Origin of the sequence: Enterococcus sp. UD-01, assembly GCF_044909655.1 — a bacterium.
In the GTDB taxonomy this organism is placed as follows: Bacteria; Bacillota; Bacilli; order Lactobacillales; family Enterococcaceae; genus Enterococcus_L.
Genome location: NZ_JBIYEU010000002.1, coordinates 227,228 through 250,036, shown reverse-complemented (window position 1 = coordinate 250,036; position 22,809 = coordinate 227,228). Strand labels below are relative to the sequence as shown.

General features: G+C 35.1%; 21 protein-coding genes and 2 pseudogenes. 5 read left to right on the top strand and 18 right to left on the bottom strand.

All coding sequences use genetic code 11. The annotated features are described in order from the left end of the window. Window positions 1–133: 133 nt before the first annotated feature. Both ABH902_RS03560 and ABH902_RS03555 read left to right on the top strand, forming a co-directional pair. Window positions 134–1,324: a glycine betaine/L-proline ABC transporter ATP-binding protein gene (locus tag ABH902_RS03560; RefSeq protein WP_404589195.1), complete on the top strand. Its 1,191-nt coding sequence runs from the start codon at window positions 134–136 to the stop codon at window positions 1,322–1,324. Further along, the gene (locus tag ABH902_RS03555; RefSeq protein WP_404589194.1) at window positions 1,317–3,029 is read left to right on the top strand and encodes an ABC transporter permease/substrate binding protein; all 1,713 of its coding nucleotides are present in this window, start codon (window positions 1,317–1,319) and stop codon (window positions 3,027–3,029) included. Before ABH902_RS03560 ends, ABH902_RS03555 begins: the two co-directional genes overlap by 8 nt. 429 nt (window positions 3,030–3,458) lie before the next feature. Here the strand turns inward: ABH902_RS03555 and ABH902_RS03550 are convergent, their stop codons facing one another. The 12 genes and pseudogenes from ABH902_RS03550 to ABH902_RS03495 all read right to left on the bottom strand — a co-directional run bounded on the left by ABH902_RS03550 (window position 3,459) and on the right by ABH902_RS03495 (window position 14,572). Continuing rightward, entirely contained in the window at window positions 3,459–4,838 is a 1,380-nt protein-coding gene (locus tag ABH902_RS03550) for a glucosaminidase domain-containing protein (RefSeq protein ID WP_404589193.1), read from the bottom strand. Window positions 4,839–5,302: 464 nt separating this feature from the next. Further along, window positions 5,303–5,821: a helix-turn-helix domain-containing protein gene (locus ABH902_RS03545; protein ID WP_404589192.1), complete on the bottom strand. Its 519-nt coding sequence runs from the start codon at window positions 5,819–5,821 to the stop codon at window positions 5,303–5,305. Window positions 5,822–5,987: 166 nt separating this feature from the next. Next, window positions 5,988–6,200: pseudogene (locus ABH902_RS03540) on the bottom strand (transporter suffix domain-containing protein); the annotation flags it as partial. Between the two features lie 66 nt (window positions 6,201–6,266). Beyond that, window positions 6,267–7,064, bottom strand: a pseudogene (locus tag ABH902_RS03535) (SDR family NAD(P)-dependent oxidoreductase); the annotation flags it as partial. Window positions 7,065–7,096: 32 nt separating this feature from the next. Continuing rightward, window positions 7,097–7,525 (bottom strand): MarR family winged helix-turn-helix transcriptional regulator, encoded by a 429-nt coding sequence (locus ABH902_RS03530; RefSeq protein WP_404589191.1) that lies wholly within the window; start codon window positions 7,523–7,525, stop codon window positions 7,097–7,099. Between the two features lie 309 nt (window positions 7,526–7,834). After that, window positions 7,835–8,527, bottom strand: a complete 693-nt coding sequence (locus ABH902_RS03525) for an MgtC/SapB family protein (protein WP_404589190.1) — start codon at window positions 8,525–8,527, stop codon at window positions 7,835–7,837. A gap of 1 nt (window position 8,528) precedes the next feature. Then, the gene (locus ABH902_RS03520) at window positions 8,529–9,398 is read right to left on the bottom strand and encodes a glycerophosphodiester phosphodiesterase family protein (RefSeq protein ID WP_404589189.1); all 870 of its coding nucleotides are present in this window, start codon (window positions 9,396–9,398) and stop codon (window positions 8,529–8,531) included. 1 nt (window position 9,399) lies between these two features. Further along, window positions 9,400–10,182: an HAD-IIB family hydrolase gene (locus ABH902_RS03515; protein WP_404589188.1), complete on the bottom strand. Its 783-nt coding sequence runs from the start codon at window positions 10,180–10,182 to the stop codon at window positions 9,400–9,402. A 6-nt stretch (window positions 10,183–10,188) separates the two neighbouring features. Then, the gene (locus ABH902_RS03510) at window positions 10,189–11,835 is read right to left on the bottom strand and encodes a PTS transporter subunit EIIC (protein ID WP_404589187.1); all 1,647 of its coding nucleotides are present in this window, start codon (window positions 11,833–11,835) and stop codon (window positions 10,189–10,191) included. 117 nt (window positions 11,836–11,952) lie between these two features. Further along, the gene (locus tag ABH902_RS03505; protein WP_404589204.1) at window positions 11,953–12,714 is read right to left on the bottom strand and encodes a MurR/RpiR family transcriptional regulator; all 762 of its coding nucleotides are present in this window, start codon (window positions 12,712–12,714) and stop codon (window positions 11,953–11,955) included. 361 nt (window positions 12,715–13,075) lie between these two features. Further along, a complete protein-coding gene (locus ABH902_RS03500; RefSeq protein ID WP_369964548.1) occupies window positions 13,076–14,236 on the bottom strand; it encodes a tyrosine-type recombinase/integrase in 1,161 nt (386 codons plus the stop codon). A gap of 51 nt (window positions 14,237–14,287) precedes the next feature. After that, window positions 14,288–14,572: a DUF3173 family protein gene (locus tag ABH902_RS03495; protein ID WP_404589186.1), complete on the bottom strand. Its 285-nt coding sequence runs from the start codon at window positions 14,570–14,572 to the stop codon at window positions 14,288–14,290. 399 nt (window positions 14,573–14,971) lie between these two features. Here ABH902_RS03495 and ABH902_RS03490 point away from each other — a divergent pair, with 399 nt between their 5' ends. From ABH902_RS03490 to ABH902_RS03480, 3 genes are read left to right on the top strand one after another with little or no spacing between them, the layout of a single operon-like run. Next, on the top strand, window positions 14,972–15,580 hold the full coding sequence (locus tag ABH902_RS03490) for a TIR domain-containing protein (RefSeq protein WP_379946669.1): 609 nt from the start codon (window positions 14,972–14,974) through the stop codon (window positions 15,578–15,580). Window positions 15,581–15,600: 20 nt separating this feature from the next. After that, window positions 15,601–17,046: an SIR2 family protein gene (locus ABH902_RS03485; protein ID WP_261998614.1), complete on the top strand. Its 1,446-nt coding sequence runs from the start codon at window positions 15,601–15,603 to the stop codon at window positions 17,044–17,046. Window positions 17,047–17,069: 23 nt separating this feature from the next. Beyond that, window positions 17,070–17,558 carry a TIR domain-containing protein gene (locus ABH902_RS03480; RefSeq protein WP_369964546.1) on the top strand — a complete coding sequence of 163 codons (489 nt, stop codon included), beginning with the start codon at window positions 17,070–17,072 and terminating at the stop codon, window positions 17,556–17,558. 68 nt (window positions 17,559–17,626) lie between these two features. Here ABH902_RS03480 and ABH902_RS03475 read toward each other — a convergent pair whose 3' ends face one another. From ABH902_RS03475 to licT, 6 genes are all read right to left on the bottom strand, one after another. Continuing rightward, window positions 17,627–17,836 carry a helix-turn-helix domain-containing protein gene (locus tag ABH902_RS03475; protein ID WP_261998616.1) on the bottom strand — a complete coding sequence of 70 codons (210 nt, stop codon included), beginning with the start codon at window positions 17,834–17,836 and terminating at the stop codon, window positions 17,627–17,629. A 74-nt stretch (window positions 17,837–17,910) separates the two neighbouring features. After that, window positions 17,911–18,306: a sigma-70 family RNA polymerase sigma factor gene (locus tag ABH902_RS03470; protein ID WP_261998617.1), complete on the bottom strand. Its 396-nt coding sequence runs from the start codon at window positions 18,304–18,306 to the stop codon at window positions 17,911–17,913. Between the two features lie 14 nt (window positions 18,307–18,320). Next, window positions 18,321–18,785 (bottom strand): hypothetical protein, encoded by a 465-nt coding sequence (locus ABH902_RS03465; protein WP_261998618.1) that lies wholly within the window; start codon window positions 18,783–18,785, stop codon window positions 18,321–18,323. A gap of 94 nt (window positions 18,786–18,879) precedes the next feature. Then, entirely contained in the window at window positions 18,880–19,887 is a 1,008-nt protein-coding gene (locus tag ABH902_RS03460; protein WP_369964544.1) for an ADP-ribosylglycohydrolase family protein, read from the bottom strand. Then, a complete protein-coding gene (locus tag ABH902_RS03455) occupies window positions 19,884–21,842 on the bottom strand; it encodes a beta-glucoside-specific PTS transporter subunit IIABC (RefSeq protein ID WP_261998620.1) in 1,959 nt (652 codons plus the stop codon). Before ABH902_RS03455 ends, ABH902_RS03460 begins: the two co-directional genes overlap by 4 nt. Before the next feature lie 122 nt (window positions 21,843–21,964). Further along, complete coding sequence (gene licT / locus ABH902_RS03450) at window positions 21,965–22,798, bottom strand: BglG family transcription antiterminator LicT (protein WP_404589185.1); 834 nt, start codon at window positions 22,796–22,798, stop codon at window positions 21,965–21,967. Between the last annotated feature and the right edge of the window lie 11 nt (window positions 22,799–22,809).

The following is a 22,809-nucleotide window of genomic DNA, read 5'->3' as shown; positions in this document are numbered from 1 at the left end:
CTGAAAAGAAATTGTCTTTCTTTTCAAAGAATACCACAACGTTTTAAATGCAGTAGAAATGGAAATAGCGCAACGAACTGACTTTTCCAAATCATGGATTTAATCGTTTTTAATTATTAGGAGGAAATCTGCTTTGCCTAAAGTAAAAGTTTCACATTTAACAAAAATTTTTGGTAAGAAATCCAAGCAAGCGCTGGATATGATCCGAGAGAACAAAAGTAAAACAGAAATTCTGCAAAAAACCGGTGCAACAGTTGGTGTTTATGATGTCAATTTCGAGGTGGAAGAAGGTGAAATCTTCGTCATTATGGGACTTTCCGGCAGCGGAAAATCTACTTTAATCCGCCTGTTGAATCGTTTAATTGAACCAACTTCCGGTAATATTTACATTGACGATCAGGAAATTGCTAAGTTGGATAAAGAAAGATTAAGAGAAGTTCGTCGAAAAAAAATGAGCATGGTTTTTCAAAACTTTGGTCTCTTCCCTCACCGTACCATTTTAGAAAATACTGAATATGGCTTAGAGGTTCGCGGAATTCCTAAAGAAGAGCGAAAGGCGAAAGCGGAACAAGCGCTGGATAATTCAAGTCTGCTCGCTTTCAAGGATCAATACCCCAACCAGCTGTCCGGTGGTATGCAGCAGCGTGTTGGTTTAGCTCGTGCTCTAGCAAATAATCCTGAAATTCTTTTAATGGACGAAGCCTTTTCAGCATTAGATCCGTTAATTAGACGAGAAATGCAGGATGAATTGGTCGATTTACAGGAAAACGTGAAAAAAACCATTATTTTCATTACACATGATTTAAATGAAGCTTTACGAATCGGCGACCGTATTGCGTTAATGAAGGACGGTCAAATTATGCAAATCGGTACTGGAGAAGAAATTTTAACGAATCCGGCGAATGATTATGTACGAACCTTTGTTGAAGATGTAGATCGTTCGAAAGTATTAACCGCCCAAAATATCATGGTCCCTGCGCTGACAACGAACATTGAAATTGACGGTCCGACCGTAGCACTGACACGTATGCGTCAAGAAGAAGTCAGTATGCTGATGGCTGTGGATAAAAAGCGGCACTTAAAGGGCGTTGTTCGCGCCGAGCGTGCGTTGGCTGCCCGAAAAGCAGGTAAGCCTTTAACCGAGTATATTGATACAGATATCACTACGATTGATAAAGACATGCTAGTAAACGATATTTTGCCTATCATCTATGACTCACCTACTCCAATTGCAGTTACGGAAAACAACAAACTCATGGGCGTAGTAATTCGCGGTAGCGTTCTTGAAGCATTAGCAGAAACTGAGGTGACCATTAATGACTAATTATCAATTACCGGTAGCAGCTTGGGTTGAGGCTTTTACCGCTTGGATGACAAACACTTTTTCTGGTGTTTTTGGCTTTTTCCAACTCTTTGGACAACATTTAATGGAAGGTATTACTTCTGTTTTACTTGCCGTTCCACCGCTATTATTGATTGTATTAATGACAGGCATCGCCTTTATTATTTCGCATAAAAAAATCGGCTTAAGTCTGTTTACCTTTTTTGGTCTGTTGTTTATTTACAATCAACATTTATGGACGGATCTGATGAATACTGTAACCTTGGTCTTATTATCCAGTATTGTTTCAATTGTGATCGGTGTACCGCTTGGTATTTTAATGGCTAAAAGTAGCAAAGCACAAAGCATCATCACACCTATTCTTGATTTTATGCAGACAATGCCCGGTTTTGTTTATTTGATTCCGGCAGTGGCCTTTTTCGGTATTGGGATGGTGCCCGGCGTTTTCGCTTCGGTAATTTTTGCCTTACCACCGACTGTCCGCTTTACAAACCTAGGAATTCGTCAAGTACCGAAAGAACTGGTTGAAGCATCTGATTCTTTTGGTAGTACCGGTTGGCAAAAATTATTCAAACTTGAACTGCCTTTAGCCAAAAATACCATTATGGCTGGAGTCAATCAAACGACAATGCTAGCTCTTTCAATGGTCGTGATCGCTTCAATGATCGGTGCTCCCGGTCTGGGACGCGGTGTTCTTTCAGCCTTACAACGCGCACAGGTTGGTAATGGTTTTGTAAATGGTGTGGCTTTAGTTATTTTGGCCATTATCATTGACCGTTTTACTCAAAATATAAATCAAAAAAAAGCCGTCCCCGCTAAAGCAAAGCTGACGAAAAAACAGAAAACAGGTGCGATTATCGCTGTTGCGATTCTTATTCTTGGCTTTATTACAGGCCCAGTGCTCTTTTCTTCCGCTAATGAAGAAAAATCCGTTTCTTTAGCTTACGTTGAGTGGGATACTGAGGTTGCTTCCACTCATGTAGTTGGTGAAGTTCTCAAGGATATGGGCTACCGAGTGTCCATGACTCCTTTGGACAATGCCATCATGTGGGAATCTCTTTCAAAAGGTGAAACGGATGCGATGGTCGCTGCTTGGTTGCCGAGAACGCACGGAGAACAATACAAGCAATATAAAAATAAAGTCGACGATTTAGGAGAAAATCTATCGGGTGCTAAATTAGGCATCGCTGTTCCTTCTTATATGAATGTAAATTCAATTGAAGATTTATCCAATCAGGCGCATAAAAAAATTACTGGAATTGAACCCGGAGCCGGTGTTGTCACAGCGGCAGAAAAAACACAGAAGGCTTACGCCAATCTTTCTGACTGGACGATTGAAACCTCTTCTTCCGGTGCAATGACCGTCGCCTTGGGACAAGCAATCAAAAATAAAGAAGAAATTGTAATTACCGGCTGGTCTCCTCACTGGATGTTCGCAAAATATGATTTACGCTACTTAGACGATCCTAAAGGAACAATGGGCAGCAAAGAAGCGATTCATACCTTTGCTAAAAAAGGCTTGGAAAAAGAAAGTCCTGACGCTTATCGTCTATTGAAAAATTTTCATTGGTCTCAAGAAGATATGGAAACCGTAATGTTGGATATCAATAATGGTACGGACCCCGTTCAAGCGGCGAGAAATTGGATAAACACTCACGAAAAAGAAGTCGCTGAATGGAAAAAGTAAACTAAAAAAGTGAGAGCTAGACAAAACTAAAAACAGTTTTGCCTAGCTCTCTATTTACGAATAAACGGTAGCTGAAAGTCAGGTCCTTTGGCACTTTCATAAAATCCGCTCACTATAAAAGTACCTTGTTCATCTCTTACTTCAATTGCTCGAACCTAAACGACTTTTGGCTCAATTTCTTTTTTGTACACAAGTAACCGCTCGGCTGGGTGACCGAGCGGTAAAGGAGTTCTTTTTACTTGAGGAGTAAAAATGAAAAAGTGTTATGTTTGGGTTTGTTATTGGGTATGCTTATATAATACAAGGAAGATTTGAAGAAACTATGTCTAAATCATTGAGGTTTCCTATAGATTCCTTAAGAAAAGGTAAATCACAGAAAAACAGTTCTAGTAGTTTATTCCCTTCACTACTAGAACTGTTTTTTGTATTTTATTTTGGTGTGATGTAAGACAAAGCATTCGCTGTACTTTGATCAATGATTCTGAATGACACGACCCCTAGGCCTACCGCATTCATTTCAGAAATCAAAATTGAACCGTCCTTATAAACATGTTCTACAAATGCAACGTGTCCATAAGTGGAATCCGCTCCTGCTTCATTTGGCTGGAAGCTGACGGCAGTGCCAGCTTTCGGCTTATTGGAAACCTTGTATCCGTTGGCTTTCCCTGTTGTGCCCCAATCCATACCATTACCCATCGTTGTGCCAATTTTTCCGTCTAATTGGACAATACGGTTATATACATATTGGGTACAATTACCGGCCGCGTATAATTCAGAACCTGAATAGGTTTCTCCTGAGTACTCAGGGAAATCACTGTCCGGATGACTGTCCGCAACGATAATCTTACCTGCTGAAGTTTTAGAAGGTTTGGCCTTATCATATTCAGTCAAATTATACTTTTTAATAAAAGCATTTAATTTTTTATTGTAGCTGGTGTCTGTTGCATACACACCAGTTAAAGCCTTCGTAGCATCTTTATAAGTGGCTGCGTTCTTTTTCCAAGTACCAGCGTAAATCCGGGGATTACCAAGGACACCGTTTTTCATTAACTTCGCATAGTCCTCAAAGGATTCCTTATAACCGGGATACTGCTTGAAGGCCGCTTGAATCTGAAACATCTGGCCAGAACCGTTATCTTCTTTTGTATTGAAAACAACTGCTTGACCTTTATAGGTGCCTTTAATTCCAAAAAGATTGTGGTAAGGCTGCCGGCTTAATTGACTGCCGCCAGAACCTGATTCCAGAATCGCCTGAGCAATCATAACGGAGGCGTAAAGATCATACTTTTGTCCAACCTTGCGAGCTTTTTCACCAATCTTTTTTATAAATGATTCTGTTGATTCATTTTTTGTAATAACGATTTCCTGATCCGATTGGTCTTGTGCGCTCTCTGTACCAAGATCAACACTTGGTTTTTCAGCTTCGACAGACGGTGCCGGCGCTGGTGTCTGTTCCTGCTTCTGGTCATCAGTAATCGGCGGTTGTTCTGAGGTTGCCGGTGGCTCTACTGTTTGCGCAGTCGATGAATCCTGAGGAATATCAGAAGAACTGCTCTCTGTTGTTTCAGTTGGCTCCGTGCTTGATGATGATGTTGTTGACGTTGACGAATCCTCAGATTCCGTAGTAGTTGTAGTTGTAGTCGTCGTTGAACTTTCATCAGTCGATGAGCTATCACTGGTACCGGCAGGTTCTTCTATTGTCTGCTCAGTCTGATCAGGTAATAATTGATCCGCATAGCTCAAGACCGGAGTAAAATAAACCGCAGTCAGAGCACAAATCAACTGAAGTGATAAGATTTTTCGTTTCATTAGTTGAGTTCCTTTCGCATAATAGTAAAGGTGTTGTTTCTTTTAGCTGTAAATAATAACAGCTAAAAAGTTACTTGCCTTAATGCAATTAAAGTGATTGATTTCGCATTCACCTACCATCATTCTTTAATTAACCTTCCATAAGTTTAATTTATTTTACCATAAGTGTAGCCGAAAATCTTGCAACTGACTCAAAAAAAAGCAAATATTCTCAAAAAATTCTTTTTTATTTGACCATTATTATTATTTTCTATTCTTTTTGATTTGTTCATCTAAAAAAACTGCTACAGTTACAAAAAAAAGAAATTTCCTGCTCGGAAATATCTTAAGATTCATTATTCTTCAACTGGATAGAATAGAACGATTCTTTAAAAAGTTAGTCGCAGTACTCAATGCCGAACTTTTGTGGAAAACCTTTCTTATCTTTCTCGACCGTTGTCTTAAACATTGTACGTCTTTGTCTTTTATCTAACAAACATCATTACAGCCATTATTAAAATAAGAAATGCAAACGGTAAAAGTAACCATTTATTTTTTACAAAAACTTGTTGGATAGGTGACTTATTCCCACCTAATAAAGTAACTCGTTTGGAGAAATAAAGAAGCAAAATAAAATTTGCAAGTACTGCTATAGATAAACAAGTTAATGCAAAAGAAGATAACTCGCCAAAATATTTTTGAGTAGCAAAAATAAAAAAGAAAAGTACATTGGTAATCCACGCCACGCTGAATAGTTTTCTTGTTGCCTTTAATTCTTCCTGTTTTTTAATATTTTCTACAATATCTGATCCCTCCAAAAGCAATTGATCTAAAGAAAAGTTGAATAGTTTAGCGAGACGAATCAGACTATCAATATCAGGAGTTGTCTTTCCCGTTTCCCAATTCGAAATCGTCTTTTTTGACACAAAAATTTTTTCAGCTAACTGATCTTGTGTCAGTTTTTGTTCGTTCCGTCTCCGTTTTAATTCTCTTCCTAATTCCACTTATACTTCACCCTCGATTTTATTCTTTTCATTTGATTTTCTCCCTTCAATTTACTTCGATTTTGGCAAAATGTCGATAGAAAATATTTGCTTTTCCTGATATATCAAGGTTTTTAGCCTTACATTTTTTCTTCTATGTCTCTTGATTTCGTTAATGAAAACCTAATTACGATCTACTAAAACAATTACAAAAAGGTAACTTCTTAATTTTCTTCGTCAAAAGCTCTTTTCCGTACAACAAGCCACCACTCCAAAACAACACTTCACTGCTACCAACCATTAGACTGGTTAAAATCACCTTAAAAGGTACACTAATAGGTAGAAAAGGCACTGCTAACAAAAATACATATAATAAAAAAGAAGTGATTATCATGCTTAGAGCTATTTTCTGAAATTTATGCTTTTTTGGTTGTGTTTCTGTTATTATTTCGGAATCTGTTGAACCAAAATATTTTTTTAAAATACGGCTATATTTATTCAGCATTACAATATCTGCCACTTTAGGAAACAAGCCATTTAATTTAGCAAAAAAGCGAACAGCGATACCGCCCATTAAATAAGTGTTTTGTTTTCGTTCGATGGCCTTTAACAGTTCGGCGGCGACTTGCTCTGTTGGAGAAATAGCAACACCCATCTCACGCCAGACAGAATGATACGGTCGTTCCGCAGCTGTATCTGCCGAATTCGGACAAAAATAAGTTAAACGAGCTTCACTTCCTTCTTGACGTAACTCCCGATTCATTGATTCAACAAAAGAATATATTCCTGAACGAGTAGCTACATCCACACTATAATAAGGAAAAGCCAAGCGACCGTCAGCAAACCCTCCCATATGAACAATGGTACTATTTTTGTTTTCTCCCATATATGGAAGAAAGGCTTTAGAAATTAGGATAGCACCGACCAAATTAAGATTGACAGATCTATTTATTTCCTCCAATTGATGGTCGTCTAAGGATTTGCGAACGTCAAAACCGGTAGCATTGACAACAATATCGATGGTTTTTGACCAGTTACTCGCATGAGAAGCCAAATTTTCGATGGACTCTGCCTTCGTTAGATCGACCTGAGCGACAGACGCTTCACCTGCCAAGGATTGAGCTATTTTTTGTAATTTTTCTTGATTGCGACCACACAGTAAAACTGAAGCTCCTTCATTTATAAAGGCTCTGGCATAGCTTTTGCCTAAGCCTCCGCTTGCGCCGATAATGACAACCTTTTTTCCTTCAAATCTTCGTTCCATTCTGTTTCCTCCCTTATTTGGTGAATTAACAATTATTCCTTTATTTCTCCTACTAACTTCTCTAACAAACAAGTAAACTGTTCCATTTGTTCTGGTGTAGTTAGTTGGCGAATTTTTTCTATAAACTGTTGATAAAGGCACGTATCTCCCTCTACAATATTTTTTCCTTTTTCTGTTACTGCTAAATAGAATACTCGTTTGTCTGCAGTTGATTGCTGTTTTTCAATAAAGCCAATTCGTTCTAAACGCTTGACCATAGCGGATATAGCCGGCTTGGTAAGCTCAAGCTTTTCGGCCACTTCCCCCAGATTCGGTTCTTCCATGTGATAAATAGCGGTTAAGTAGTAATAATCTGCCATATTGAATTTACTTTTCTCTTCCTTTGTTAAAACTGCATCAATATTTTCCAGTGATTTTTGCCATAGATAATTTGCAATGTAAGAAAGATTATTTTCAATCATGTTGGTTCTCCTTTTCATTTTGCATTACTTCGTTAAATTAGTTAAATTTATTTAATTAAATTTATAAAACTATATTAACATACAAAATTTAATTGTCAACTCGCTTTATACTATTTTTTTCTATCATTTCAGTATAAAACCCTCCTACGAAATAAATAGGAGGGTAAAGTATGGTTATTTTTTAATAACATGCGCTTTTTAGCATTTATAGTTAGAAATGAATTATTTTATAAGACCCTAATGAATACCCAAAAACTTAGCTGCTTTTTTTTACAAAGCACAAACGTATTCTAGGTTTAGTTTACCTTTCTATACATTTACAATTTTGATTTTCATCACATTCTTATGAATAGATATTGCTTCAATCATATCCATATAAGTTAAACCAACTGGCAATTCTATTGTATAAACATTATTGTAAATACGAAGATCACGTTGAAACTCCACACTGAATTCCACATCTTTGATTGTGATCTGTTTTTCCACAAAGTAATTAGTTAAAAACTCTTTTGTCTGCACCTTGTGTACAAATTTTACTTCCACCTTTTTTTCACTAGGTATTCTTATAATACGTTTCAGCCAAGTTAAACCAATCATAATGGCTGCCGCACCGATAATCGCAATTGGGTAATAGCCCATACCAACAGCAATACCTAAGCAAGCTACTGACCAAATCGTAGCCGCTGTTGTCAATCCCAAAATAGAACGCTGCGTTACGACAATGGTTCCAGCGCCAAGAAAGCCAACGCCACTGACAACTTGGGCAATTAATCTAGCTTGATCTGATCGAATCACGCCGCTCAACGTAGGATTAGCTTGCGCCAAGGCTAAGGCATCAATTGATATTTGATCTTGAATTAAGGCAATCACTGTTGCTCCAACACATACTAAAATATGCGTACGGATTCCTGCTGGACGATTTTTATATTCTCGCTCAATACCAATACAGCCCGAAATAATAATCGACAGAACTAATCTAAACGTAATGTCCACAAAAGTCATGTTACAGCCGCCTTTGCTGATTTAGCCACGTTTTTAGATAATCAGAAAGTAATGCCGGCCAATCTGTCTGGATAACATTCGCTCCTTTAGCTAAAATCACACCCCAGCCTTTTTCTTCTCCTTCAAGAATTGATCGATTATCATCCCGACCTGCAAATAATTTTTTTTGGTCATCCATCGTTAAAGCATTAACCCAAACAAAAAGCTGCTGCTCTTTAATTTTCTGAATGTTTTCTTTTTGAAAGAACTCATCCGTTTCCTTAACTGCCTTTATTTCTACTCCAACAACATTAATTTCTTCTAAAGCTAATACTTGTTCCAAGTCTTTCATTGTTGAAACTTTCGGCATAAACATGTACTTCACAGGATTTTCTTGTAAAAAGGCAAGTACTTCATTTGTAAGAGGGCCTTTTAATAGAATTTGATCAGTTGTTTGCGTTTTTTCTATTAACTTACAGATTTCTGGAAAAAAATTCCACCCCCGATCGATATTAATTAGGCATTTTCCTTTGAAATAGTTTAACGTCGTTTCTAATTTTTCCACAGGATAAGTTGTCTTTTCCAAATTATCATTAACATAAATCAACTGATCAATCTCTGAAGAAGTATACGTTTGAAGATCGATATTTTGCTGGAAATTTTTCCGCTCCATGCCGCTGTGGAAATGATAAATGTTTTTATCCTTCGACAACACAACATCTGCTTCTAGAATATCTCCACCCATTTTAAGTGAAGCAATATAAGCTGGTATCGTATTTTCAATAATGTTTCCGGCTGAGCTGCCGCGATGGACGGCTAACAGAACTTTTTTCTCCTCTAAGAGGCGATTTAACCGCTGATTAATAGATCGATAACGCTCTTGGCCAACCACACTAGTTCCCCTCCTGCATGTTGATAAAATGCGTGACCGCATCACTAAATCTAGGTACAACAAAAGTAGCCGTTTCTTTAACATAAGCTGGCGCGTGCGCCATACAGTATGAAACTTCCGCCTGTTGAAACATGGAAATATCATTTTCAGAGTCACCGATTGCAATTGTTTTAAGAGGTGTCTCCACAATTTTTAATAGTGCTTTTCCTTTTGACGTATTATCAGCTGAAATTTCAATTCGGCGTTGTCCCACTTGGAAAATCGACAAATCCGGAAAGCGTTCTTTTAATTCTTTGGTCATTTGACTGGCATTGGCTAATGTGTCAGGTCTTAAATTAATTTTGTAAACATTTTTAGTTCGTACAGCTGCATAAGGGGAACGTAAATATTGATATTCCAGTCCCAGCAGTTGATTTTTGGCTTCATGCTTGAAATTGCCTAAACGTGACTTTCCGTCTAGGGCATCAAAAATCACTTGATGTTCTTCCAAATAATCAATCAATGCTGATAAAGTCGCTTTAGCGATTGGTTTATTATATAAGACATCATTCTCCTGATTAATGATCAAGGCGCCGTTAAAACCAATCCGATAGTCCAATTTCAAGTTATTTGCTTGTTCAATATAAGCAATTTCGTCTACGGAACGACCCGTTGCAATCCCCATATAACAATATTTTTCTGCTTTTTTAAAAGCGTTTAGATCTTCTTTTGATACTTCGGATGAATTATATACAAAGGTTCCATCAATATCAATCAGCATTATATTCTTTTTGATAGTCGTCATCTCCTTTTACTGCTTATCTTCTTTTTCAAAAATTTCCAGAATTTCATTTTTTAAAACATTGGCATGTCCGCCATAAATTGACTGCATTTGCATGTCGGATTCAACAAACCCCATTGCTTGTAGCTTACCTTTAATAATTTCCGGCTGAACTAAGCTTTTGTCTTTTACTGTAATCCGTAAACGTGTAATACACGCATCGACATCTACAATATTACTTCTTGAACCGTGAGCATCGATCAATGCCAAAGCTTGTGTTCTCAAAGCCGTATCATCATTGTTGGTTTCTTTTTTCTTTTCGCCATCATATTTAGTTTCTACATCTTTTCGACTGGAAAGCTTAATCTCTGCTTCAGCACCGCGACCAGGCGTTGCGAAGTCAAATTTCAAGATTAAAAATCTAAAGACAAAAAAGTAAAGGATAGCACAGGGAATTCCTGCTAGTAAAATCATATACCAATGCGTTTTTGTGCCTTGAATTACACCATAAATCGTAAAATTAATTAAGCCGTGTCCCATTGGTGCCATCACTGCAGCCCCTAAATATTGTGCTAAAACGGACGTTGCTCCTGCTAAAACAGCATGTACACCATAGAGCATCGGTGCAGCAAATAAAAATGTAAATTCTAAAGGCTCAGTGATCCCTGTGATAAAAGAAGTTGCTGCCGCCGCAAACAATAACGACCCAACGGCCTTTCTATTTTCAGGCTTGCAGGTTTTGTACATAGCATAAGCCGCTGCTGGCAACCCGAACATGAAATAAACAAATTTTCCTGCATTGAAACGCGTAATTGTTGGATCAATCGCTGTAATAGTCGGATCAGATAACGATGCCATATACGCATTAATCGTTCCACCAATCCGTTCGCCGCCAATCATCCAAGAGCCACCTAAATCCGTTGTCATCACTGGCAGATTTAATCCATGATGGAGTCCAAATGGCAATAAAGCACGCTCCAACACTGCATATAAAAAAGTACCACTATAACCGGATTTTACGATCAAGTTCGAAAATGCAACAATCCCCTGTTGGACAAACGGCCAAATCAAGAACAAAATCGTCGCTACTACAGCCATAACAGGAATGACGACCATCGGAACCAAACGCGGACCACTAAAGAAAGAGAGCACTTGCGGTACTTTAACTGTCAAGATCTTCTTATGCACCCAATAAACTACTAATCCTGTAATAATCCCGCCAAAAACATTCAGATCCATTGTCTGAATGCCTAACACAGTCGTTTGCATTTTTTCAGCCAATGCCAATTTTGCCTCTGCTGGAGTTAATTCTGCAGTAGCTACTAACGTCCCTGTTTGGATCAACAAAAAGTTTAGTACCTTATGTAGTACGATAAATCCTACTAATCCAGATAAAGCTGCAGAACCTTTTTCCGTTTTTGCTAAACCGACTGCTACTCCTACAGCAAACAGCACATGCAAGTTACTGAAAACAACATCCCCTAATGTAACAAATAAGTTCATTAAAAATTGGAAGGCTTGATTCTGTAAAAATGGATACATTTCCAGTGTTGTAGCATTGGTAAAAGCAGCACCAATTCCCTTGATAATTCCTGCGCCTGGTAAAATCGATACAGGCAGCAGTAGAACTCTCCCAAATTGTTCAAAGGCTCGAACTATCCTACTTTTTTTCTTCATTGTATAGCTCCTCTCTCATTTTTACTTCCGTAATTACTATAGCATTTTCTAAAAAATAAAAAGCGTTTTCAGAAAAAAAGTACTTAAACGAAAAAAAATACCTATTTGAGTACTTTTTTACTCAAAGCTAGGTATTTTCGTGATTAATTTTTCATAAATCAAGGTACTCATTACATACAACATTAATCTGGAGCGAAGTTTTTTGCGATTACTAGGACTACTGTAGGTTAATAAGGAATAAGTGCTTAATGATTTTAATTGATTAACCGACATATTAGTCACAGCAATAATTTTCGTGCCATTACTTTTTGCCCGTATCATGATTTCGTTGATTTCACTGACTTCTCCGCTTAATGAAAAAACAACGACAACATCCTGAGCTGTACTAATTTGTGGTATCCGTTCAATTGAAAATTTGTCTGAATAATCATTCGTCCATAAATCAATAAGTTTTAATTTACGGTTAAATTCAGCAGCTACTTGCGAACTAGAGCCACTGCCGACACAGAAAATTCTACGTGATTGAAGCAGACAATCACAAATCAAATCAATTTCCTTTTCATCGACAAGTTCTAAAGTTGTCAGTGTATCTTTCTTTATGCCAGCTATAATTTGAAAAAGATCCGTCTCTACTGGAGATTTCTTGTTTTTTTCCTCGGCTGATCTTACAAATGCATACTTCAATTCATTAAAGGTCGCGTAATTCAGCTTTTTACAGGCTCTCATGATCGTAGAATTTGAGACGTACAGCTTATCTCTTATATCTTTCATTTTAAGTCTGCCAATATCTTCAAACTTTAAAATAAAGTCAATAACTTCTTGTTCAGTCTCTGATAATCTTTCGTAGTTGGCATTGATCTCCTTATAAATATCTGACATCTCATCCAACCCCTTCCTCCACAAAAAAATAGTTTTAGTTAGTATCAGTTCGAAGCACTCTGTTATTTAAATCCTATCCTATTCTCTAAAGAAGTACAAGCTATTGTTTATCATTCATCCATTTTTTACAAAAATAGTTCAAGTAGATTGATTTTGCTAAGCAACTTTATATTTTTCTTTAGTAAAACATAAAAGCGACGAAATCGTCGCTTTTACTCTTTTTAGTCTTATTTCCGATACATCTTAAACAGGAAATAACGGGTAAAGACAGTTGATATGTCAGTATTCTTAAAAGCCTTGGTAGAAAAATGGAAAACTCAGAACAAGTGATTTACTTTTACTATTTTTGAGAGTACTTTATTCAGATTATCCTGTCCAGCACATCAACAACTTGGCTATCAGACTTCGCATATAGATGCCCATACGTTCCCAGAGTAATCTGTATATTCGCATGCCCTAATCTTTCTTGAATCACTAGAGGTTGGATATTCTGCTCGATTAACAATGCCACATGAGAATGTCGTAAAGCATGAAGCTTAATTGGATTGACACCAGCTTTTCTTGCAGAATCCTTTAACCAATTAGAAAACGAATAGGATGGCGTAAAAGTTCCATCTAATTGAGACATGTATTCAAAGTTCCCAATCATTCTTTGTAATTCTTTCCATTTCTTCAATCTTTTACTGAGAGTCTTACCAATACTAATCGTTCGATAAGACTTATTGGTTTTAGGTGTAGAAAAGTACCAATCGTTTTTGCCTTGATAGATAAGTGTCTTCTCAACTGTTATCTGATTTTTCTCAAAGTTAACATTTTTCCAAGACAAAGCTTGAAGTTCTCCAATGCGTAACCCAGTATAGAAGAGAATCTCATATATGATTTTTCTATGCTGGTTCTGAATAGAATTTTCAGGAATCATAGCCATCACTTTTTGAAATTCTTCAATTTCCCAAAATTCAACTTTCTTAGTTTCTTTTGGAAAATAAGACACGCTATCTACTGGATTTCGCTCAATCAACCCCTCTTTAACAGCTCGATTCAAAATGATTCTCAAATGTCCTAGAATGCGATTAATATATGTTTTAGACAATGTTGTGATTTCTTCTTGTTTCCTAGAATTTCTGGTCGCTGTTTGGCTTAATTCATGCATCCAATCCTCAACATCCTGACTATTAATATCTCTTATTCGCATTCGATAGAAATACTCCATTTTCTTTTCAAAAATGAACTGAGCGTTCTCGAATGTTTGACTTTTTACTTGCTTTTCATACCAATTAACAAAACGTATTCGGTAGAATTCTTCAAAAGTCATTTGACTAGCAGAACTTAGATGTGAGGTTAAGGTTTGATGAAATCCATGAGTAAGCATGTATTGGTCATAACCTCTCTTAGCTTCTCTTTGCGATCCATACCCTCTTTTTGTTTTTTGGATTTTTTTACCATCCATATCTGTTCCTAGATATGCACGGAAAAACCATTTTTTTGTTTTCTTGTCTTGATATATATTGTTAATTTTTACCATATATTCTCCTCGTTAGGATAGAGAATAATGAGCCTGACCTCATTATAATACTTATCCTGACACTTGTATATTGAATAATTTTTCAACAACTCTCGCTGGTACAACGCTAACTTGACGATTATAGTAAAAATCTATTCCTTCTACTTGAGCTAAATACTCTTTACATTCTCGTATAATTTGTTTTGCCTGATATGGTTTAAATCCTAACTCAACTAATTCTTTACAATTTACCATAGCTTCAAAACATGATTGCATAATTTTTTCGCCTCGCTTTAAACGAATATTGTTTGGAAAGAGTCCAAACCTCCCACTTTTAAATCGCTTTAGGTAAAGCACATAGGAATTTCACCTCTCCTCAGTCTACGGGAGCCTTGCGGAAGTATCATTATATTCTGTCACCATCATTGCAATTTAATTGCCTAAATCAAATCCTGCATTAACTATAGATCGCTCACTAAAGTCTTGGCGTAGTTATGCTGTAGCTCTGGCAACAGAAAACGTAATTTAAAAGTACATTATTCAATTTTCAAGGAACGATTGGCATTATTTTGCCTTCACTAGATAAATAGACAGAGGCAGACATTTTGAAACCATAAAATTCTAAAGTGTTTTCTTTGGCATAAACAGCGTATTATAAGAATGATGTAAGAATACGCTTGTTTACTTGTAATCAATTCTTCTATATAATTTTAAGTAAGATTATTGATTTACGAGTAGAAAGAAAGGTGGATTATTATGGCAAGAAAAACGTTTATTTCGTACAAGTATTCAGAGGCAAAAAAATTAAGAGATGATATTTTGGAAACTTTAGGAGACGATGCTTCTTACTATCAAGGAGAAACTAGTGATTCTCCAGATATGTCAGATAAATCAACCGAATACATCAAAGAGAAGCTTAAAGATATGATTTATTCAACTTCAGTGACCATTGTTTTAATTTCTCCAAATATGAAAGATAGTGCCTGGATAGACTGGGAAATTGAGTACTCACTAAAACAAATTAAACGAGGAGATAAAACATCAGGAACAAATGGTGTAGTTGGTGTAGTCATGAAATATAATGGTGATTATGCTTGGCTACGTCCCTCTAAAACAAATCCAGACGGTCATAAATCAACAAGTACGGATAATCAGTACTTATACAATATTATTACCAATAACAGATTTAATAAAACTCCTCAAGAATATATCTGTGAGGAATGTAAAACCGTAAATTTTTTAGATGGTTCATATATATCTTTAGTCAATGAAGATAAATTTTTTGAAGATCCAAACTACTATATAGAGAACGCATTTGAAAAGAGCAAAAATACAAACCAGTTTGATTTATGTAGAAAAAAATAATTTGAAGGGAGGATAGCATTATGGCAATTACAAGTAAAGAATCTTTTCTAAGGGTATACAGTAAAGCTGTTAATGAAGGTTATGCTGCCATATTTGCTGGTGCAGGTCTTTCCATGTCATCAGGATATGTTGATTGGAAAACATTATTAAAACCGTTTGCAAACGATTTAGAACTTAATATTGATGAAGAACATGATCTTGCAAGGTTAGCGCAATATTATAGAAATGAAAAAGGTACTAGAGCTTCGATTAATCAAGAAATTGTGAATCAATTCTCTGAAAATAAGAAATTTAACGAAAATATCGATATTGTTACTAGATTACCTATCTACACATATTGGACAACTAATTATGATAAATTAATAGAAAAAGGTTTAGAGAAAAACAATAGATTAGCTGACGTAAAAATTAGCCAAGACCAGTTGAACTTTCATAAGCGAGATAGAGATGCTATCGTCTATAAAATGCATGGTGATGTTGATTTTCCTAAAGATGCCGTGTTAACTAAACAAGATTATGAAATATACAATTTGAAAAGACCATTATTTACTACTGTTTTACAAGGAGATTTGGTTGCAAAAACATTCCTATTTATCGGATTTAGTTTTGAAGACCCTAATTTAGACAATATTTTATCTCGTACACGAAATATATTAGAAGAAGAAATAGGTGAGAACTATTGGTTAGAAAAACAGATCGAGGAACCTGATTATACTAATTTGAAACCAGATGAAAAAGAGTTAGTTAAAGAACGGTATAGAATTGATTGTATAAAACAGAATCTTAAAATTAATGAGCTACAACGTTATGGCATAAATACTGTTCTGATTAAATCGTATGATGAAATTACAGAAATCCTTACAGAGTTAGAGAATGTATATCTAAAAAACAACGTCTTTATTTCAGGAAGTATTGAAGAATACAATGATATTTGGACAAATGAAAAAGTGAAAGACTTTGGTTATAAATTATCAAAGAAATTAGTACAGCTAAATTATAAAGTATATTCTGGATTTGGCTTAGGTGTTGGCTCCAATATTATTAATGGAGCATTAGATGAAATCTATACTACAAAATATCGACATATTGATGAACACCTCGTTTTACGCCCTTTCCCACAAGAAATTAATCAAGGAGAAATTTTAAGTGAAAAATGGACAAGGTATAGGGAAGAAATTATTAGGGATGTTGGTATAGCCATTTTCATCTTTGGAAATAAAAAAGACCAAGATGGTAATACTCAAATTGCAAATGGATTGATTGAAGAGTTTGAAATAGCAAAAAGAATGAATAAGATAATAATTCCAATCGGATCTACAGGTAACGCTGCAAAGATAGTGTTTGATGAAGTTAAGCAAAACATTGCTCAATACCCTTATCTTCAAGAACAATTAGAAGTTCTTGAAACAAATACGAATGAGAATGAATTAGTTGATGCTATTCAAAAAATTATAAAAAATATCTAATTAAAGTTTAGGAGGAGTTAAAAATGGCAAGAAGAGTCTTTTTCAGTTTTCATTATGATAGTGATATCTCAAGATCAATGGTTGTAAGGAACAGTTGGACGTTAAAAGGAAAAGAAAATGCAGGTTTTATTGACAAAGCAGAATTTGAAAAAATCAAAAGAAATGGTGACTCAGCAATAAAAAAATGGATAGATGATCAGCTTATAGGAACCTCAGTGACTGTAGTGTTAATAGGTGCAGAAACATTAGATAGAAAGTATGTAAAATACGAAATTGAACAAAGTTACAAGAGAGGAAACGCCATTATTGCGGTTAAGATTGGTAATATTAAAGATTTCAACCAAATGACAACAAGCAATCAATCATTAATAAAAATTGTTGGTAATAAAAGGGACGGTTCATTATTATGGCTGAATGAAATTGTTGATGGAACATATGATTATGTTTCTAATAATGGATATGACAATTTAGGAAATTGGATTGAATTAGCTGCTAAAAAAAAGGGAAAGTAACTTTATAAGTGAATAGGAAAAAACAGATATTTTGAAACCATAAAATTTCAAAATATCTGTTTTTTTAATTATTCATTTAAATATTTATCAAGATCAAATGACTGTACCGCCACAATAAATTGAGTAGCTAGTTCTTGATAACAATCCTTGTTCACTTGTTTTGAGTAACGCCGTGAATGATTAATAATGGACGGCTCAAAAGAAAGGAATAGTTCGAGCAATGCCTCTTCATCTCCAGCTTGTGCTTTTTGAAGAAGAGGAACTAAATTGACTGTCATAATACCTCCACCTAAATCATTAAGTTTGCGTCTTCAAACTTTTTTTGGTGGTGATTTATTACGAACAGTTATCTTTAAAGCAAAAGAAATTCTTTTAGCTTTCCAAAAGCTTTTCGCTTTTTTTTAGAGATCATTTGACTACTTACATGCAGTTTTTTTCCAATTTCTGCATCTGAAAGTTTTTTTAGAAACTTTTCATTGAGAATGAAAAATTCTTCATTGGTCAGACATGAAAAACTTAATCGAAGTTGTTCATTCTCAAAATTCATTTCAAAAACTTCTTCGGGAGTAAGTCCCCTTTCATTAAACCATAGTTCTCCTGATTGCTCATTTTGATTGAACTCTGTTAATTCCTTAGATTCATGAGAAAATATTTTACCCTGTTGTTTATAAAAGGCATTTGCTTGACGTTTTAAGGTAACAGTAACATAACGAATAAAGATATAAGTGATGTCCATTTCTGTTTTCATATCGCAAGCACCTCCTATATTGGGGACAGGTGATATTGCCAATAACCACGGTAAGCACGTTCAATAGGCAAAGACCGCTCTTTTAGCATTTTGGGTAAAATGTTGCAAGTTAAGTTCTTATAAGAAACACACAATTCATATTCCGTATTTAATTTTTCCAATAGTTGTTGATTACTTAGCGGTACTGGACTTTGCTTTAAAATGGATAATATATTTTTAGATACACGATCAAAGGAAATATGATGCTGTGTTTTATTTTTTTTAAACAAATAGTCCTTATTTTTTATTTTTTCTTGCTCGAATACTGAAATTACTTTTTTGTCTCCAGACGAAACTTTATCAGGTGATTGCTCTACTGAATTTAATTCATCCAAGCGCTGTTTTAATTCAGAGTATTGTTTACTAATATCTCTCCTTTCTGCGATTAATTCTCTCATTAATTGGTAGATACACTCTTTTTCTTCTTGTATGCTTAACATAAAAATCCCTCCTAAAAGATAAATAGGAGGGAGGGTCACTTTTGAAACTAAAAGTGTCGAAATAAATTATTATTTTGAAGAATTTCAGCTAAATTTAGGATTGAAAATAAGGTGAATAAGGTAGAATATTTTTTGTTAACTCTTCAAAATTTAGCTCATTGACAGTTTCTAGTAAATTGATAGTTTTTTCATCGAATTCAGGTTGCATTCCACCACAAATTCCAGCACTAATTGCTCCAATTGTATCAGTATCCCAACCAATATTAGCACTGATTTTTGCAGCCTCCATCGGATTACCTTGAGCTAAATCAATTACTGCAAAAACTGCTGGGATTGTTTCAATTGTTTCAACGCTTGTTCCTAATTGCTCATAGATCATTTTAATAGCGTCTTCTTTTTTCTCATTTCGAACAATATTTTTAGCGTATTCCATTCTGAATTTTAATGAAGAACTAGGGTAATCCCACCCCTTATGCTTACTGGCATCAACGGCTTTAAAGGCAATATCCCAGATATCATCAACACTTGTACCTCCGCTTAACACATAGCTCACACATGCAGCCACCGCACTTGCACCAGATATAGCAATGGTTGTGTTATGTGTGGGTAGGCAAATTTGATAGACTTTTTCTACTAATTCATCCATTTTTTTGTAGTCAGATACAATACCAATCGGTGCAATTCTCATTGATGCCCCATTTGTAGTACCTTCTCTACCTGTTTTTTCTAAAGGAATCCCATTTTCAATTTTTTTAAGTGCTTTTAAGGTAGATGGACCAGAAACATATTCTGAAACACCTGAATGGTCATTCCATTCTTTTAGTTTATTAACATAGTGTTCAGCTGTTAAGTGCCCATTTTGTTCAACAATAGAATTTAAAATCATTACTGTATTTATGGTGTCATCTGTTACAGAACCAGCTTTCATTGTTCTTCCCAGAACATCAGTCTCATCGCTATCAATAAAAGTAGATAAACCATTAGGGAATGCTGCTCTAATTTGGTTTTGAGACCAACATTCAGTTGGCATACCCATTGCATCGCCGACAGCACCTCCTATTAATAATCCTCTAATTTTCTTTTCTAATTCTAAATTTTTCATGAAACAATTTCCTCCCTGATATTGGTTTTTATAAATTCTTTTCCTTTTTCTTTAAAAGGAATAAGAGTTAACAATGGTGATAATTCATCGGCACTTAAGTTATCTGTTTCTATAACATCTAAGTAATCGGATGAATTTGTTACAATAATTGCTGTCTCCGTTTGATATCCAGCTTTTGATATTAAATCTATATCAAATTCGAGTAAAATATCTCCTTGCTTAACAATATCTCCTTGTTTGAACTTGGGGTGGAAGTATTTACCGTCTAATTCCACTGTGTCTACACCAACATGGATTAATAATTCTATATTTTTGTCAGAACTGGTGATTCCCAATGCATGACCTGTAGGGAACATTGTCGTCAGAGTACCATTAAAAGGGGCGTAGATTTTTCCTTCTGATGGATAAATTAATATGCCTTTTCCCATAGACTCATTTGAAAATACATCGTCTATAGCATTAGTTAATGATGATACCGTTCCTTTTAGTGGAGAGTTCACTTCATAATCTTTATAATTTTTTGTAGATTTAGCCATTATTTCTTTTTCATCGGCAGGATCTTCATTAAAAGTAAAGTACGTGAGTGCAAATGAAACTAACATTGATATTGCTACCGCTATTAGACTGATAAACACTCCTGAAATATTTCCATTATTAGGATTAATGAAACTAGCAAAACCCAAAAATCCGAATGAGAAAGCAAACATATCTGCAGAGAATAGGGTTATAATCACGCCACCAATAGTTGCTCCAATCATGGAATAAGCAAACCTTTTAACAATTGGTAATGTGAATCCATAAATAGCTGGCTCAATAATACAAAAGACACAAGAGATCAATGCTGGAACGCCCATAGCTTTTCTTTGGAGAGATTTTGTTCGTATCATGACAGCTAGAACTACAGCCATTTGAGCAAAAGAAGCTGGGAACCAAGTTGCCATAAGATAATCACTACCAGTGTTCGCAAGATTTGTAATAGCTATTGTAATTAATGGCCAATGAAGACCTAAGACTACTAATGGTTGATAGATCAGTGCCACGACAATGGCTGTTAATATTGGAGAAAAGTTATTTAATCCTGTTACTCCAGTTTCAATAAGTAGGCTGGCAATATTTGTAATTGGACCGATGACTAATATAGTTATAGGAACTGAAATAAATATAGTTAAAAAAGGAACCAAATCATGAGCCATTAATGGTGAGATTCTTTTTTTAAAGAAATGTTCAACTTTTGAAGCAAAGAAAGTTGAAAAAATAATTGGAATAACTGTTGTAGTATATCCGTGTTCAGGGAACATAATAGGAATACCAAAGAATGTTTTATAGATTGATGACTCTAGGATAGTACCTGAAAAAAGGGTATATAAGGAATCACCTTCGGTTAAATTTGGTAATAATTCTGGCATAACCAGTGCAGCACCTAAAATCATGCCTACAAAAGGACTCATTTTGAATGTTTTTGCACTGGTATAACCTAAAATAATTGGAAAGAAATAAAAGACTGCTTGCCCCATAGCTCTTAATATAAAGTAGGCACCATCTTCTTGTGATAAAAGATTACTTGCAATCAAGATAGCAGTGATTCCTTGAATTAATCCACCGGCTACCAACAGACTAATTACTGGGGTAATAACTTTTGTGATGATATCAATAAGTTTATTGAGTCCACCTTTTTTTTCTTCATTGTCCTCTTCATTGTTGTTAGAAATACCTGTTAATTCCAGTATTTCGCTGTAAACATCAGCTACATGCGTTCCAACTACGACTTGAAATTTCCCACCAGCATTTTGAACTGTGACGATACCAGAATGTTTCAGTAATGCTTCTTCATTAATAAGAGAGTTATCATTTAAGTTAAATCTTAATCGAGTGACACAATGTGTTAACTTATTAATATTTTTCTTTCCGCCAACATTTTTAATAATGAATTCTGATAGTTCTTTGTATTTTCCCATTAGAGAGTTCTCCTTTCATATAAAAAAACAACACCAAATCAGTGGCAATGATGTAGATTTCTACCTTACCATCTTGATTCAGGTGTTGCCTGCTGAACAGTTACAATCCTGTATAAGTTATGCTATTTTATTAGTCGTTGTATGTGTAATGTAAGATACATTTTTTCGTCAACAGTAACAGGCTGATGAAATTTTTTTTGAGTATACTCAGCGATATCATCGACACAACTACTAACTTCTGAATATTTTTTCTTTACTTGTTCATATATATATGGGTCATCACTTTCTTCTTCTAACTCATTATCTAAAATTCTGTTTATAAAAAATTTTAAATGGGTAAGAAACCTTCCGAAGTTTAATGAATTTGTTTCAATTTGGATTTTAAAATGGGATTCAAGTATCTCTACAGTATCCTGTATAAACTCTGTTGTGAAAATTGTACGTGTCATTTCCTCATTGTCATACTGAGCATTAACAAAGTGAAGAGCTATGAATCCAGCTTCATCTTCAGGAAGCAGGATGTTTTCATAATATTTGATTAGTTCAAGTGAATGCATGGCGGCTTGAAATTCTTTGGGATAAAATCTTTTAATTTCCCATAGCAGGGCATTATTAACTGGAACAGAATTTTTAAATCTATCAATGGCATAATTAATATGATCTGTTAAACCAATATAAATAATATCATTAAATTTTGTTTGTAATTCTTTTTCAGCAGAATTAACAATTTTATTTGTTAGTTCAAGTTGATTAACAGGAACTTCATTTAATAACTGTATAAACTGATTCATCGTTTGATCGGATTTAATTACAAATAATTTCTCTATTTTCGCTTTTTCTATCACATCACCTCTTTTTTTATTAAAAGCAATTCCTTTACCTAAAACGATATGCTCTAGCTGTCCCACATCTTCTGCCAAAATAATATTGTTATTGTATATTTTCTTTATTTTCAACAATTAGCACC

Excerpts from the sequence above, each read along its gene's own strand:
- ABH902_RS03505 (WP_404589204.1), bottom strand. The coding sequence starts at position 12,714 with ATGTCAGATATTTATAAGGAGATCAATGCCAACTACGAAAGATTATCA.
- ABH902_RS03490 (WP_379946669.1), top strand. The coding sequence starts at position 14,972 with ATGGCAAGAAAAACGTTTATTTCGTACAAGTATTCAGAGGCAAAAAAA.
- ABH902_RS03465 (WP_261998618.1), bottom strand. The coding sequence starts at position 18,785 with ATGTTAAGCATACAAGAAGAAAAAGAGTGTATCTACCAATTAATGAGA.
- ABH902_RS03460 (WP_369964544.1), bottom strand. The coding sequence starts at position 19,887 with ATGAAAAATTTAGAATTAGAAAAGAAAATTAGAGGATTATTAATAGGA.
- ABH902_RS03475 (WP_261998616.1), bottom strand. The coding sequence starts at position 17,836 with ATGACAGTCAATTTAGTTCCTCTTCTTCAAAAAGCACAAGCTGGAGAT.
- ABH902_RS03555 (WP_404589194.1), top strand. The coding sequence starts at position 1,317 with ATGACTAATTATCAATTACCGGTAGCAGCTTGGGTTGAGGCTTTTACC.
- ABH902_RS03525 (WP_404589190.1), bottom strand. The coding sequence starts at position 8,527 with ATGACTTTTGTGGACATTACGTTTAGATTAGTTCTGTCGATTATTATT.
- ABH902_RS03455 (WP_261998620.1), bottom strand. The coding sequence starts at position 21,842 with ATGGGAAAATACAAAGAACTATCAGAATTCATTATTAAAAATGTTGGC.
- ABH902_RS03515 (WP_404589188.1), bottom strand. The coding sequence starts at position 10,182 with ATGACGACTATCAAAAAGAATATAATGCTGATTGATATTGATGGAACC.
- ABH902_RS03500 (WP_369964548.1), bottom strand. The coding sequence starts at position 14,236 with ATGGTAAAAATTAACAATATATATCAAGACAAGAAAACAAAAAAATGG.
- ABH902_RS03530 (WP_404589191.1), bottom strand. The coding sequence starts at position 7,525 with ATGATTGAAAATAATCTTTCTTACATTGCAAATTATCTATGGCAAAAA.
- ABH902_RS03485 (WP_261998614.1), top strand. The coding sequence starts at position 15,601 with ATGGCAATTACAAGTAAAGAATCTTTTCTAAGGGTATACAGTAAAGCT.
- ABH902_RS03470 (WP_261998617.1), bottom strand. The coding sequence starts at position 18,306 with ATGAAAACAGAAATGGACATCACTTATATCTTTATTCGTTATGTTACT.
- ABH902_RS03510 (WP_404589187.1), bottom strand. The coding sequence starts at position 11,835 with ATGAAGAAAAAAAGTAGGATAGTTCGAGCCTTTGAACAATTTGGGAGA.
- ABH902_RS03550 (WP_404589193.1), bottom strand. The coding sequence starts at position 4,838 with ATGAAACGAAAAATCTTATCACTTCAGTTGATTTGTGCTCTGACTGCG.
- ABH902_RS03480 (WP_369964546.1), top strand. The coding sequence starts at position 17,070 with ATGGCAAGAAGAGTCTTTTTCAGTTTTCATTATGATAGTGATATCTCA.